The sequence below is a fragment of the Pseudomonas sp. FeN3W genome, from assembly GCA_030263805.2.
Classification (GTDB): domain Bacteria; phylum Pseudomonadota; class Gammaproteobacteria; order Pseudomonadales; family Pseudomonadaceae; genus Stutzerimonas; species Stutzerimonas stutzeri_G.
Genome location: CP136010.1, coordinates 750,331 through 763,718, shown reverse-complemented (window position 1 = coordinate 763,718; position 13,388 = coordinate 750,331). Strand labels below are relative to the sequence as shown.

At 58.0% G+C, this 13,388-nt stretch carries 13 protein-coding genes; 9 read left to right on the top strand and 4 right to left on the bottom strand.

Annotated elements, in window-relative coordinates:
- Positions 1–27 precede the first annotated feature (27 nt).
- The 3 genes from P5704_003400 to fliS all read left to right on the top strand — a co-directional run bounded on the left by P5704_003400 (position 28) and on the right by fliS (position 2,621).
- Positions 28–381 carry a flagellar protein FlaG gene (locus tag P5704_003400; GenBank protein WOF79561.1) on the top strand — a complete coding sequence of 118 codons (354 nt, stop codon included), beginning with the start codon at positions 28–30 and terminating at the stop codon, positions 379–381.
- A gap of 56 nt (positions 382–437) precedes the next feature.
- Positions 438–1,868 (top strand): flagellar filament capping protein FliD, encoded by a 1,431-nt coding sequence (gene fliD, locus P5704_003395; GenBank protein ID WOF79560.1) that lies wholly within the window; start codon positions 438–440, stop codon positions 1,866–1,868.
- 366 nt (positions 1,869–2,234) lie between these two features.
- A complete protein-coding gene (gene fliS / locus P5704_003390) occupies positions 2,235–2,621 on the top strand; it encodes a flagellar export chaperone FliS (protein ID WOF79559.1) in 387 nt (128 codons plus the stop codon).
- An 86-nt stretch (positions 2,622–2,707) separates the two neighbouring features.
- Here the strand turns inward: fliS and P5704_003385 are convergent, their stop codons facing one another.
- A complete protein-coding gene (locus P5704_003385; protein WOF79558.1) occupies positions 2,708–2,989 on the bottom strand; it encodes a pyrimidine/purine nucleoside phosphorylase in 282 nt (93 codons plus the stop codon).
- 117 nt (positions 2,990–3,106) lie between these two features.
- On the bottom strand, positions 3,107–3,448 hold the full coding sequence (locus P5704_003380; protein ID WOF79557.1) for a DMT family protein: 342 nt from the start codon (positions 3,446–3,448) through the stop codon (positions 3,107–3,109).
- A 129-nt stretch (positions 3,449–3,577) separates the two neighbouring features.
- Between P5704_003380 and P5704_003375 the strand changes: the two genes are divergently transcribed.
- Positions 3,578–3,829 (top strand): YkgJ family cysteine cluster protein, encoded by a 252-nt coding sequence (locus P5704_003375; GenBank protein ID WOF81159.1) that lies wholly within the window; start codon positions 3,578–3,580, stop codon positions 3,827–3,829.
- Positions 3,830–3,947: 118 nt separating this feature from the next.
- On the opposite strand, the gene P5704_003370 is transcribed toward P5704_003375, so the two are convergent.
- Positions 3,948–5,273 carry an IS4 family transposase gene (locus P5704_003370; GenBank protein WOF81158.1) on the bottom strand — a complete coding sequence of 442 codons (1,326 nt, stop codon included), beginning with the start codon at positions 5,271–5,273 and terminating at the stop codon, positions 3,948–3,950.
- 126 nt (positions 5,274–5,399) lie between these two features.
- Positions 5,400–6,671: a citrate synthase gene (gene gltA, locus P5704_003365; protein ID WOF79556.1), complete on the bottom strand. Its 1,272-nt coding sequence runs from the start codon at positions 6,669–6,671 to the stop codon at positions 5,400–5,402.
- A gap of 360 nt (positions 6,672–7,031) precedes the next feature.
- Here gltA and sdhC point away from each other — a divergent pair, with 360 nt between their 5' ends.
- The 5 genes from sdhC to P5704_003340 all read left to right on the top strand — a co-directional run bounded on the left by sdhC (position 7,032) and on the right by P5704_003340 (position 13,383).
- Positions 7,032–7,406, top strand: coding sequence for a succinate dehydrogenase, cytochrome b556 subunit (gene sdhC / locus P5704_003360; protein ID WOF79555.1), 375 nt, complete (start codon positions 7,032–7,034; stop codon positions 7,404–7,406).
- The gene (gene sdhD / locus P5704_003355; GenBank protein ID WOF79554.1) at positions 7,400–7,768 is read left to right on the top strand and encodes a succinate dehydrogenase, hydrophobic membrane anchor protein; all 369 of its coding nucleotides are present in this window, start codon (positions 7,400–7,402) and stop codon (positions 7,766–7,768) included. Before sdhC ends, sdhD begins: the two co-directional genes overlap by 7 nt.
- 3 nt (positions 7,769–7,771) lie before the next feature.
- Entirely contained in the window at positions 7,772–9,544 is a 1,773-nt protein-coding gene (gene sdhA, locus P5704_003350; GenBank protein WOF79553.1) for a succinate dehydrogenase flavoprotein subunit, read from the top strand.
- Between the two features lie 10 nt (positions 9,545–9,554).
- Positions 9,555–10,259 (top strand): succinate dehydrogenase iron-sulfur subunit, encoded by a 705-nt coding sequence (locus tag P5704_003345; protein WOF79552.1) that lies wholly within the window; start codon positions 9,555–9,557, stop codon positions 10,257–10,259.
- A gap of 292 nt (positions 10,260–10,551) precedes the next feature.
- The gene (locus tag P5704_003340; protein ID WOF79551.1) at positions 10,552–13,383 is read left to right on the top strand and encodes a 2-oxoglutarate dehydrogenase E1 component; all 2,832 of its coding nucleotides are present in this window, start codon (positions 10,552–10,554) and stop codon (positions 13,381–13,383) included.
- The last annotated feature ends 5 nt before the right edge of the window (positions 13,384–13,388 follow it).

Below are 13,388 nucleotides of genomic sequence, written 5' to 3'. Positions count from 1 at the left end.
GCCCCATCGCTTTCTAAGAGGTGAATCATGGACATCACAAGAGTGGTTGCCGCACCCCTTACGTCAGCTTCCAATCCAAGCAGCGCGATACCCAGCCCCCGTATGGAGGCTGGGTTTTCGTCGTTCGGCGGAGAGGACAAGCCTGCAACGGCAGAGCGTAAGGATGATGTTGGCCAAGCGGTAGAGCAAATTCGCGCTCAAGTGCAGAGCCTGCAGCGCAATCTCAATTTCAGCGTGGATGACTCGACCGGTGAGGTGGTCGTCCAGGTTGTCGATGGTGACTCGGGCAAGGTGGTGCGGCAGATTCCGTCCGAAGATATCCTGCGGTTGGCCGAGCGGCTGGATGAAATGCGCAGTTTGTTGTTCGAGGCCAAGGCCTGACGGCACGGTTCTTGTTTGTGGTTTGGCTCGAGTGGTTTATTTGACGGGGTGTGGCTATGGCAGGCATTACAGGCATTGGTTCGGGCATCGACATTGATAGCATTGTCTCGAGCATGGTGGCTGCCGAGCGTGCGCCCAAGGAGACGCAGCTCAACAACCTCCAAAAGAAGACCACAACTCAAATCACAGCGATTGGCGCGCTGAAGAGTGCCATCAGTGACTTCCAGACGGCGCTAGGTGGGCTCAACAAGCCGGATGTTTTCCAGGCGCGCTCGGCTACATCCAGCAAATCGGACCTTGTTTCAGTCTCCGCCAACACCACGGCGGGCGCGGGGCGCTACCAGGTTGAGGTAAAGGAGCTCGCCACCAGTAGCAAGATCGCCCTGGGCGCCGTCCCCAATTCGGCAGACGAGCCCGCGCGCTTCGGCAATGGTGCCTTGGAAATCAAGCTGGGCGAGGAGTCGTTCTCCGTTACGGTTGATGCAAGTAACAACACACTTGCCGGGCTGCGTGATGCCATCAACCAGGCGGGTGCTGAAACAGGCGTGAGTGCGACCATCGTTACCGATGACAAGGGTGCGCGCCTAGTGCTCAGCAGCAATCAAACGGGCGCCGACAAAGACATCACTGTCGAGGCGACACCGGCAGGGACTGCAGGCTCAGGCCAACAAAGTCTCGATGCTATGGCGTTCAACGGCGTAGAAAACAGCGACGACCCCGCAGGGGCACGAATCCTGGCCCACGCGCAGAGTGCGGTCATTACTGTAGATGGGCTTACGGTCACCAGCGAAACCAACAAGGTGGAAGGTGCCATTGAGGGCGTCACGCTGGACCTTAAAGACAAAACGGCTGAAAACGAACCGCTTACCATCAACGTTGCCGAGGATAAGGCGGGCGTCAAGAAGAAGATCCAGTCGTTCGTGGATGCGTACAACAAGCTGATCAGTGTCATCAATACGCAAACGAAGGTCACTAGCGTAGGTGATGACAAGACTCCAGTAACTGGCGCCCTGGTGGGTGACGCCTCTGCGCGTACGTTGCTGTCAACGATCCGCAACGAGCTGGTGAGCGGGCAGGGTGATGGTGCGCTGCGAACGCTGACCGATATCGGCATCACTACTCAGAAAGACGGCACGCTTAAGATTGACGATGCGAAGCTTGAAAAAGCGATGGCCAATAATTTTGTAGAGCTGCCGGGTCTGTTTGCGGGCGAAAAAGGCATCGCCAGTCGTCTGGATGAACAGCTGAAACCCTACACACAAACCGGTGGCATCCTTGAGCAACGCAACAAGGCGATGACCGAAACCATCTCAGGCATCGACAAACAAAAAGAAGATTTGACGCGCCGGATAACATCTCTCCAAGAACGGCTATACAAGCAATTCAACGCAATGGATCTGCTGGTAGGTCAGTTGAGCAACACCTCGAACAGCTTGCTGGCTTCGCTTGAAAACCTGCCTTGGGCGGCGAGTAATTCCAAGAAGTAAAGCTGCGCTGGCCTGGGAATTTGGTGGGCTGAAGCAGAACGCCGCACGGCTCACCTTGAACGGCTAAAGGCTTCGCCCTGAGGGCTCCCACAAAAGCAGCGACGCCACCACACCGCTTTCTATAGGAGGCGCGACCCGCGGCGAATGCAGGCTAAAGGCACACTGAAATGCCAAGCCTCGCTCCGAGGTGGCGTACCGAGGACGGTCCGTTGAGCCCACCAACTTGCTGAAATTTGTTATTAGTCTGAACCCGCCGCTGAGGCGGTTTTCTTTTTTCAAATATATTTTCTCCGACTGCTCTCAAGCTTGAGCGACCCCGACCGATAAGCTGTACATGCAAATTGATGTGGCAAGGGGCTCATCCAAATGAATGCTATGGCAGCAATGAGGCAGTACCAGCAAGTCGGCGTTAAGGCTCAGGTTACCGAGGCCGATCCGCATCGTCTGATCCAAATGCTGATGCAGGGCGGGCTGGATCGTATCGCGCAGGCCAGGGGGGCTATGGAGCGCGAGGCCTATGCTGAGAAAGGCGTGCTGATTAGCAAAGCTGTCGGTATCATCGGCGGTCTGCGCGACGTGCTGGACAAGAAGGCGGGCGGTGAACTGGCGGAGAATCTGGATCGCCTGTACGAGTTCATGACGATGCGGCTGTTCGAAGCCAGCCGGCATAACGATGTGAACAAGCTCGATGAAGTGGCGAATCTTCTCGGTGAAATCAAGCAAGGTTGGGACGGCATCGCGCCCAAGGCTTGATTCTGGCTGCAGCGCTATAGACGGCTACTTGTCAACGCAACACTGACGCACTGTCTGGCAACTGAGCCAGCCAGTGCGTTTTGCTTTCAGCGGTACTCGCAAAGATAAGCGGTATCCGCTGCGACCTTCAGCTGGAACTTGCTGTTCGCTGGCACAGTGAATTGAGTGCCGGTGCCAAAGGTTTCGTAGCTGTCGCTCCCCGGCAGTTTGACGTCCAGGCTGCCGGCGACCACGTGCATTACTTCCAACTGGTTGGTGCCAAATTCGTAATCGCCTGCGGCCATGACGCCGATGGTGGCCGGGCCCGCTGCCATGTCGAAGGCGATGGATTTAACGGTGCCGTCGAAGTACTCGTTAACCTTGAACATTCGGAAACTCCAGGGTGTGGAAAAGGGCGGCCAGTATGCCGAAGCGGCTCGGTGGCGTCATCAGGTCGCTGGCATATCGAGTGAGGCTGCTAGCTCCGAGCGCTGAAGCGGCCACGCTCATGAGCGGAAGATGAAATACACCGCACCCAGCAAGCACAGCCCGGCCCACAGGTAGTCGAGTTTCAGCGGCTGCTGCATGTACAGCACGCTAAACGGCACGAAGATCATCAGCGTGATCACCTCCTGCATGATCTTTAGCTGGCCGATCGACAGCTCGGTATAGCCGATGCGGTTAGCCGGCACCATCAGCATGTATTCGAAGAAGGCGATGCCCCAGCTGATCAGTGCGGCGATCAGCCAGGGTTTGCCGTTCAGGCTCTTCAGGTGGCCGTACCAGGCGAAGGTCATGAAGAGGTTGGAGCAGCAGAGTAGGGCGGCGGTTTGCAACCAGACGGGCATGATGGTTGTGGGCTCGAAATGATGACGCGCTAGGGTATTTCCAAGCGTTTTCGCCTGCAATGATGCATCTGGTGCGTGAGCTCCAGCCGGATTATCATCGCGCCCGTTTTTTCACTGAGTGGCAGTTTTATGGATTGTCGCCCCGGTTGCGGTGCCTGCTGCATCGCGCCTTCCATCAGCTCACCTATCCCCGGTATGCCGTTCGGTAAAAGTGCTGGGGAGCGCTGTGTTCAATTAAGCGCTGACTTTCTCTGTTTGCTGTTCGGTGATCCGCGGCGGCCGGCCGTGTGCTCGGCTTTTTCGGCAGACCCTGTTTGTTGTGGGGAAAACAGGGAGGACGCGATTCGTCTGCTTGGTTGGCTGGAGCAGGCGACGGCGTAGCGATAGTCCCGGTGGTGCTGCGTAGAGGCCGCGTCCTCTAGGGGTTCCGGCTCGTACTTACGCACTACAACTATTGGTCCTGCAAAAGCAAAAAAGGCTGCCCAAAGGCTAATGCTGTTCACTTAAGTGGAGCAGCCTTACGATCCACCGGATACCGGGTTTTGGAAATCTTCACCGTCCTTGGCCTTTTTGGCCTTGGACGGTGATCCAGAAACATCCCCCCGACACCTCCTCTTAACTCAGCCAACCTTCTACCTGTTGCCGATACCGGATTGGCCGCTGCCATGACGATCAGTTGCACCGCAATGTACTGGCAGGCGGGCTTGAAGCGTATATCCGATGGTCTTCGGCCAAAGGTGACTGCGGCTTGGCTGGCCTCCCGACGGATGATGTTATAAGCGAGCAGGAGCCCCCACACCTCCTGATAAATCAGCTCGACCTTCTTGCTCCGTAGCGTCACCGCGTTTTGTTGCATTGAGCTTTTGATGTCCCTGAAGCCCAACTCAATCTCCCAACGCTCCAGATACAACTCGGCGACAGCTTTTGTGCTGTACCCCTTGGCCGGCAGAGAAGTGAGCAACGATCTGACGCGCCCTCGGCTTTCATAGCTGACCTCACGCACCTCCCAGTGTGTAGGCAGCTCGGGATTACGTTTGCGTGCCTGGGGCGAGACCTTCATCCGAACACGGCGATCATGTTCGCCATAACGCTCGACTTCCTCCATCACCAGTCCCTTGCGCGCTGGCGTCAGCCAGTGCCGATTGCTTCCTCCACCCACCACGCCCAACAGCAGATCAGCACCCCAGAAGCCCTTGTCGAACAATGTGATCGAATTGTCCGGGATCTGACTCAGGAAGGTTTCGGCCAGGCGCATTTCGCTGTCCCGGTAGGGACTAAGCTGAGCATCGAGGATCACGTGGGAGCGCACATTCATCAGGGCAACAAGCCGTAGCATTGGGAAAGGCGTCTGGCGGTCGTTGCCCGTATTGCCAGAACCGAAATGTTCTCTCAGCTCAGGTGAGTCAGGGGTTCGCAGAAATGCGCCATCTACTGCGAATACTTGCAAGCCGTGCCAAGCATCGCCTTCGTATCGCTCGCAGCCCCATTGTTTACCTGTCTGACGGAACAAGGACTCGACCGGGTCGGCACCCAGCCTTTTACGCGCTTCAGTCACACCGCTGCGCGCCAGTAATTGATCAGATGCCAGGCCTTGAGCGCAAATATTCAGGCGCCTGGCTACTTCATGTACGGGCTCATCGCGGAACAGCGCCATGCCCAGCACCAACCAAAGCACCTGGTCACTCGGTAGGCGTCGCCGTCTTATGGTGGCCTGAGCAGAGAGGTTGAGCGCACTGGCAACCCATTCGACAGGGATGTTCTGAGTGAAGGTGCTGAGGTCGGAGAAGTTGAAGAGGTCGCCAAGGTCGAGCAGTTGCTGCTGAATGGGCATAAAAAATCCGATACCAGGAGGCTGATATCGGATTTTCTGGAAAGCTCGGCTTGGACTCAAATGCTTAAGTGAACAGCATTATGCCCAAAGGCAGCCTTTTTCGTGCGCGGGGTTTGTCACTTAACGCGGCAGGTCGCGCTTGGTGTGACCGGTGTACAGCTGACGCGGACGGCCGATCTTCTGGCCGGAGGCGATCATTTCCTTCCAGTGGGAGATCCAGCCGACAGTACGCGCCAGGGCGAAGATGACGGTGAACATGCTGGTCGGAATGCCGATGGCCTTGAGGATGATACCCGAGTAGAAGTCCACGTTCGGGTACAGGTTGCGCTCGGCGAAGTACGGATCGTTGAGGGCGATCTCTTCCAGCTTCATGGCCAGATCAAGTTGCGGGTCATTGATGCCCAGCTCGCCCAGAACCTCGTCGCAGGTCTGCTTCATGACCTTGGCGCGCGGATCGAAGTTCTTGTAGACGCGATGGCCGAAGCCCATCAGCTTGAACGGATCGTTCTTGTCCTTGGCCTTGGCCAGGAACTTCTCGACGTTCGATACGTCGCCAATCTCGTCCAGCATGGTGAGTACGGCTTCGTTCGCACCGCCGTGAGCCGGTCCCCACAGGGCGGCGATACCGGCCGCGATGCAGGCAAACGGGTTGGCGCCGGTGGAGCCTGCCAGACGCACGGTGGAGGTGGAGGCGTTCTGCTCATGGTCGGCGTGCAGGATGAAGATGCGATCCATTGCCTTGGCCAACACCGGGCTGATCGGTTTGATCTCGCACGGGGTGTTGAACATCATGTGCAGGAAGTTTTCCGAGTAGCTCAGGTCGTTGCGCGGGTACATCAGCGGCTGACCGATCGAGTACTTGTAAACCATCGCGGCGATGGTTGGCATCTTGGCGACCAGGCGCACCGCGGAAATTTCGCGGTGGTGCGGGTCGTTGATGTCCAGCGAATCGTGGTAGAAGGCTGAAAGCGCGCCGACAACGCCACACATGATGGCCATGGGGTGGGCGTCACGACGAAAACCATTGAGGAAGGACTTCAGCTGCTCGTGAACCATGGTGTGGTTCTTCACGGTGCTAACGAACTGTGCCTTCTGTTCGGCGGTCGGCAGTTCCCCGTTCAGCAGGAGATAGCAGGTTTCCAGATAGTCGGATTTCTCTGCCAGCTGCTCGATCGGATAGCCGCGATGCAGCAGGATGCCCTTGTCGCCATCGATGTAGGTGATCTTGGACTCGCAAGAGGCGGTCGACATGAAGCCGGGATCGAAGGTGAAGTGACCCGTGGAGGTCAGGCTTCGTACGTCAATTACATCAGGCCCTACGGTACCGGTTAAAACGGGCAGTTCGACGGGGGCAGCGCCCTCGATGATCAACTGCGCTTTCTTGTCAGCCATGTATGGCCTCCTGTTTTGTGCTTGGAATCATCATGGCCCCCCACGCAGGGCCCGCATCACTATAGTGTGATAAACCGCAAAGTCAATTTGCGCGAACCCATGCCGTAGAGGGCTCTGCAGGGGGATGCGTACAGCTTGGGTGCACTGTTTACGGCATTTATATAGAGGTCGCTATCAGCCTTTAGTGGCACTTCACCACATTGTCATTAGTGACCTAACTGTTTATACTCGGACACCGACCGGCAGGGGCCTTACAGGCAGTATTCTGTAGGTTGTCACTCGTGGGTAGCGGGTACTGCTGCGTACTCTTCCCAACAACTTTGCCCTGCGCTCTGGGGCTCTCAAGTGTGAAAAAAAGCCGTGAAAAGCCAACGACCTGTAAACCTAGATCTTAGGACAATAAAACTCCCCATCACTGCTTACACGTCGATTCTCCACCGTGTATCCGGTGTCATCCTGTTCGTCGGTATCGCCTTGCTGCTGCTCGCGCTCGATACCTCGCTGTCTTCTCCGGAAGGCTTCGAGGAGGTCCGCGCGTACCTGGGTAGCCCTCTGGCAAAGCTGGTGAGCTGGGCGTTGCTGTCCGCACTGCTGTACCACCTTGTGGCGGGTGTTCGTCACCTGATCATGGATTCTGGCCATGGTGAGACGCTGGAAGGCGGCAAGCTGGGCTCGAAAATCGTAATCGCCGTATCGGCGGTGCTGATCGTTCTGGCGGGAGTGTGGATATGGTAACCAATGTCACCAACTTTTCGCGCTCGGGTCTGTACGACTGGATGGCGCAGCGCGTTTCTGCAGTGGTTCTTGCGGCTTATTTTCTGTTCCTGCTTGGGTACCTGATTGCGAACCCGGGGCTGGAGTACACCCAGTGGCACGCGCTGTTCTCGGCCAACTGGATGCGCATCTTCAGCCTGCTGGCTCTGGTCGCCCTGAGTGTGCACGCGTGGGTAGGCATGTGGACGATCTCCACCGACTACCTGACCAATATGGCGATCGGTAAGTGGGCTACCGGCGTTCGTTTCCTGTTCCAGGCGGTGTGTGGCATTGCCATGTTCACCTTCTTCGTCTGGGGCGTGCAGATTCTTTGGGGTATCTGATTCATGGCTAACATTCGTACGCTTTCTTTTGACGCCATCATCGTCGGTGGCGGTGGCGCCGGTATGCGCGCGGCGCTGCAGCTGTCCCAGTCCGGTCACAAGACCGCTGTGGTCACCAAAGTTTTCCCGACTCGTTCGCACACCGTTTCCGCTCAGGGTGGCATCACCTGCGCCATCGCTTCGGCCGATCCGAACGATGACTGGCGCTGGCATATGTACGATACCGTCAAGGGTTCCGACTATATCGGCGACCAAGACGCTATCGAGTACATGTGCTCCGTCGGCCCGGAGGCCGTGTTCGAGCTCGAGCACATGGGCCTGCCGTTCTCCCGCACCGAGCAGGGCCGCATCTACCAGCGTCCGTTCGGTGGTCAGTCCAAGGACTTCGGTAAGGGTGGTCAGGCTGCTCGTACCTGCGCTGCTGCCGACCGTACTGGTCATGCGCTGCTGCATACCCTCTATCAGGGCAACCTGAAGAACGACACCGTATTCCTCAATGAATGGTACGCGGTCGATCTGGTGAAGAACCAGGATGGTGCGGTCGTTGGTGTTATCGCCATCTGCATCGAGACCGGCGAAACCGTTTACATCCGTTCGAAGGCCACTGTTCTTGCAACTGGTGGTGCTGGTCGCATCTATGCATCGACCACCAACGCGCTGATCAACACCGGCGACGGCGTGGGCATGGCGCTGCGTGCAGGCGTACCGGTACAAGACATCGAGATGTGGCAGTTCCACCCGACCGGCATCGCCGGTGCCGGCGTGCTGGTAACCGAAGGTTGCCGTGGTGAAGGTGGCTACCTGATCAACAAGCACGGCGAGCGTTTCATGGAGCGTTATGCTCCTAACGCGAAGGACCTGGCTGGTCGTGACGTCGTTGCGCGCTCGATGGTCAAGGAAATCCTGGCTGGTAACGGCTGTGGTCCGGATGGCGACCACGTGATGCTGAAGCTGGATCACCTCGGTGAAGAGGTGCTGCACAGCCGTTTGCCAGGTATCTGTGAGCTGTCGAAGACCTTTGCTCACGTCGACCCGGTGACTGCTCCAGTACCGGTCGTGCCGACCTGCCACTACATGATGGGTGGTATCGCCACTAACATCCATGGTCAGGCCATTACCCAGGACGCCAACGGTAATGACACCATCATCGATGGCTTGTTCGCAGTAGGCGAAGTGGCTTGTGTATCGGTGCATGGCGCCAACCGTCTGGGCGGCAACTCGCTGCTCGACCTGGTGGTGTTCGGTCGCGCTGCGGGCCTGCACCTGGAGAAAGCGCTGAAGGAAGGTATCGAGCATCGTGGTGCCAGCGAAACCGATCTGGACATTGCTCTAAGCCGTCTTGCCGGTCTCAACGAGCGTACCACTGGTGAGGACGTCGCCCCGCTGCGCAAAGAGCTGCAGAACTGTATGCAGAACTACTTCGGTGTATTCCGCACCGGTGAATACATGCAGAAGGGTATCGCTCAGCTGGTGGATCTGCGTCAGCGTATCGCCAATGTCAAGATCTCGGACAAGAGCCAGGCGTTCAACACCGCGCGCATCGAAGCGCTCGAGCTGCAGAACCTGCTGGAAGTCGCCGAGGCTACTGCAATTGCCGCGGAGAACCGCAAGGAGTCCCGTGGCGCACATGCTCGCGAAGATTTCGAAGAGCGTGATGACGAGAATTGGCTGTGCCACACCCTCTATTTCCCAGGTGACAAGCGCGTTGCCAAGCGTGCCGTGAACTTCGCTCCGAAGACCGTTCCGGCATTCGAGCCCAAGGTTCGGACTTATTGAGGTCGACGATATGTTGCAAGTGAGTGTTTATCGCTACAACCCCGATCAGGACGAAAAGCCGTTCATGCAGGATTTTCAGGTCAATACCGATGGTAAGGATCTGATGGTTCTGGACGTCTTGGCTCTGATCAAGGAACAGGATCAAGGTTTCTCCTATCGTCGCTCCTGCCGTGAAGGCGTGTGTGGCTCCGATGGGATGAATATCAACGGTAAGAACGGTCTGGCTTGCATCACGCCGCTGTCCGCCGTGGTCAAGAACAACAAGCTGGTCGTGCGTCCTCTGCCGGGGCTGCCAGTTATTCGTGACTTGGCCGTCGATATGAGCATCTTCTACAAGCAGTACGAGAAAGTGCGTCCGTATCTGATGAACGATACGCCGCCACCGGCTATCGAACGTCTGCAAAGCCCGGAAGATCGCGAAAAGCTGGATGGTCTGTACGAGTGCATCCTGTGCGCTTGCTGTTCGACCAGCTGCCCGTCCTTCTGGTGGAACCCGGACAAGTTCCTCGGTCCGGCCGCGTCGCTGCAGGCTTATCGTTTCCTGGCCGACAGCCGCGACACCGAAACCGAGAACCGTCTGGCAGGTTTGGACGATCCGTTCAGCGTGTTCCGCTGCCGCGGTATCATGAACTGCGTCGACGTTTGTCCGAAGGGATTGAACCCTACCAAGGCAATCGGTCACATACGCAACATGCTGCTGCAGAGCGGTACCTGATGACACCCCGGTCGCGAAAGGTTATGCGCTAGCCTGGAATGGCCGGATTGCGTTACCCGTTACACCTGCGGCGCCGAAGTTGAAGCTCGGCGCCGTAGTTTTAGTAGGAATCCCAGCCCACAAAGCCGGGATTCCACTCTGAAAACTTGATGACCAGCAGGAGCACCCGGCTTGTGCCCGGGAACTATCTGCGCGGTCCGTAGTGGCTTTACCTGAGTCGCTGCTTCAGAACTTGGGAAGTCATGCTGCGGTTTCCACGCTGGTGGTGTCTCCTTATCGAAGGTGACCAGACATGCAAGAAAGCGTAATGCAGCGCATGTGGGACAGTGCCCACCTATCCGGTGGTAACGCTGCCTATGTGGAAGAGCTTTATGAGCTCTACCTGCACGATCCCAACGCTGTGCCCGAAGAGTGGCGCACTTACTTCCAGAAGTTGCCCTCCGGTGGCAGCGCTTCAGCCGATGTATCGCACTCGACGATTCGCGACCACTTCGTCCTGCTGGGCAAGAACCAGCGGCGCGCTCAGCCTGTGTCCGCGGGCAGCGTCAGCAGTGAGCATGAAAAGAAGCAGATCGAAGTCCTGCGCCTGATTCAGGCCTACCGAGTGCGCGGCCATCAGGCAGCACAGCTCGATCCGCTTGGCCTGCAACAGCGCACCGTTCCTGCCGATCTGGCGATCAACAACTACGGCCTGACCGACGCCGACCTCGACACCGTGTTCCGCACCGCTGACCTGGCCATGGTCAACGGCCAGGCCACTCTGCGCGAAATCCTGCAGGCGTTGCAAGAAACCTATTGCCGCACCATCGGCGCCGAGTACATGCACATCGTCGATTCCGAGCAGCGCAGCTGGTTCGTTCAGCGCCTGGAAAGCGTGCGTGGCCGTCCGGACTTTTCGCCGGAGATCAAGGGCCATCTGCTCGAGCGCCTGACTGCCGCCGAAGGCCTGGAAAAGTACCTGGGTACCAAGTATCCGGGCACCAAGCGCTTCGGTCTCGAAGGCGGCGAGAGCCTGATCCCACTGCTCGACGAGATCATCCAGCGCTCCGGTTCCTACGGCACCAAGGAGATCGTCATCGGCATGGCCCACCGTGGCCGTCTGAACGTGCTGGTCAACACCTTCGGCAAGAATCCGCGCGACCTTTTCGACGAGTTCGAAGGCAAGAAGGTCGAGGGCCTGAGTTCGGGTGACGTCAAGTATCACCAGGGCTTCTCCTCCAACGTGATGACTCCGGGTGGCGAAATTCACCTGGCCATGGCGTTCAACCCGTCCCACCTGGAAATCGTTTCCCCGGTGGTCGAGGGTTCGGTGCGGGCTCGTCAGGATCGTCGTTGCGATCCGATCGGCGACAAGGTACTTCCGGTAACCATCCACGGTGATGCTGCTGTCGCCGGTCAGGGCGTGGTGATGGAAACCTTCCAGATGTCGCAGACCCGTGCCTATCGTACGGGGGGCACCATCCGTATCGTGGTCAACAACCAGGTCGGCTTCACCACCAACAAGCAGGAAGATGCTCGTTCCACCGAGTACGCGACCGATGTGGCGAAGATGATCCAGGCGCCGATCTTCCATGTGAACGCAGACGATCCCGAGGCGGTGCTGTTCGTCACCCAGCTCGCTGTCGATTACCGGATGCAGTTCAAGCGCGACATCGTCATCGACCTGATCTGCTACCGCCGTCGTGGTCACAACGAAGCGGACGAGCCGAGCGGTACTCAGCCGTTGATGTATCAGAAGATCGCCAAGCAGCGCACCACTCGTGAGCTGTACGCCGATTCGCTGATCCAGTCCAAGGTGCTGGACAACGAGCGCGTTCAGGCCAAGATCGACGAGTACCGTACGGCACTCGACAATGGGCTGCACGTGGTCAAGAGCCTGGTCAAAGAGCCGAACAAGGAACTCTTCGTCGACTGGCGCCCGTATCTGGGCCATGCCTGGACTGCCCGTCATGACACCAGCTTCGATCTGAAGACCTTGCAGGACCTTTCCAACAAGCTGCTGCAGACGCCGGAAGGCTTCGTGGTGCAGCGTCAGGTCTCGAAGATTCTCGAAGATCGCCAGAAGATGGGCGCGGGCGCATTGGCCATCAATTGGGGCTACGCGGAAGTCATGGCGTACGCCACGCTGCTGTTCGAAGGCCACCCGGTACGTATCTCCGGTCAGGACGTCGGCCGCGGTACCTTCTCGCACCGCCATGCTGCGCTGCATAACCAGAAGGACGGCAGTACCTACATTCCGCTGCAGCACCTCTATGAAGGTCAGCCGCGTTTCGATCTGTACGATTCGTTCCTCTCCGAGGAAGCGGTTCTGGCCTTCGAATACGGTTACGCCACCACCATGCCCAACGCGCTTGTCGTGTGGGAAGCGCAGTTCGGCGACTTCGCCAACGGCGCCCAGGTAGTGATCGACCAGTTCATCACCAGCGGTGAGCACAAGTGGGGTCGCCTGTGCGGCCTGACCATGCTCTTGCCGCATGGCTATGAAGGGCAGGGTCCGGAACACTCGTCCGCGCGTCTGGAGCGTTACCTGCAGCTGTGCGCCGAGCACAATATTCAGGTTTGCGTGCCGACGACTCCGGCGCAGGTCTACCACATGCTGCGTCGCCAGGCGATTCGCCCGCTTCGCAAACCGCTGGTTGCGCTGACGCCCAAGTCGCTGCTGCGTCACAAGCTGGCGACCTCGACATTGGAAGAACTGACCCAGGGTTCCTTCCAGACCGTTATCCCGGAAGTCGACGCGATCGATCCGGCGAAGGTCGAGCGTGTGATCATGTGTAGCGGCAAGGTCTACTATGACCTGCTGGACAAGCGCCGTGCCGAGGGCCGTGAAGATATCGCCATCGTGCGTATCGAGCAGCTGTATCCGTTCCCGGAAGAGGACCTGGCAGAAGCGCTCGCGCCTTACCAGAACCTCAAGCACATCGTCTGGTGTCAGGAAGAGCCGATGAACCAGGGTGCCTGGTACTGCAGCCAACATCACATGCGTCGTGTGGCCACCGCACACAAGAAGGAACTGTTCCTCCAGTACGCGGGTCGTGATGCTTCAGCGGCACCGGCGGTCGGTTACGCCTCCATGCATGCCGAACAGCAGGAAAAACTGCTGCAGGACGCCTTCACCGTTTAACCATT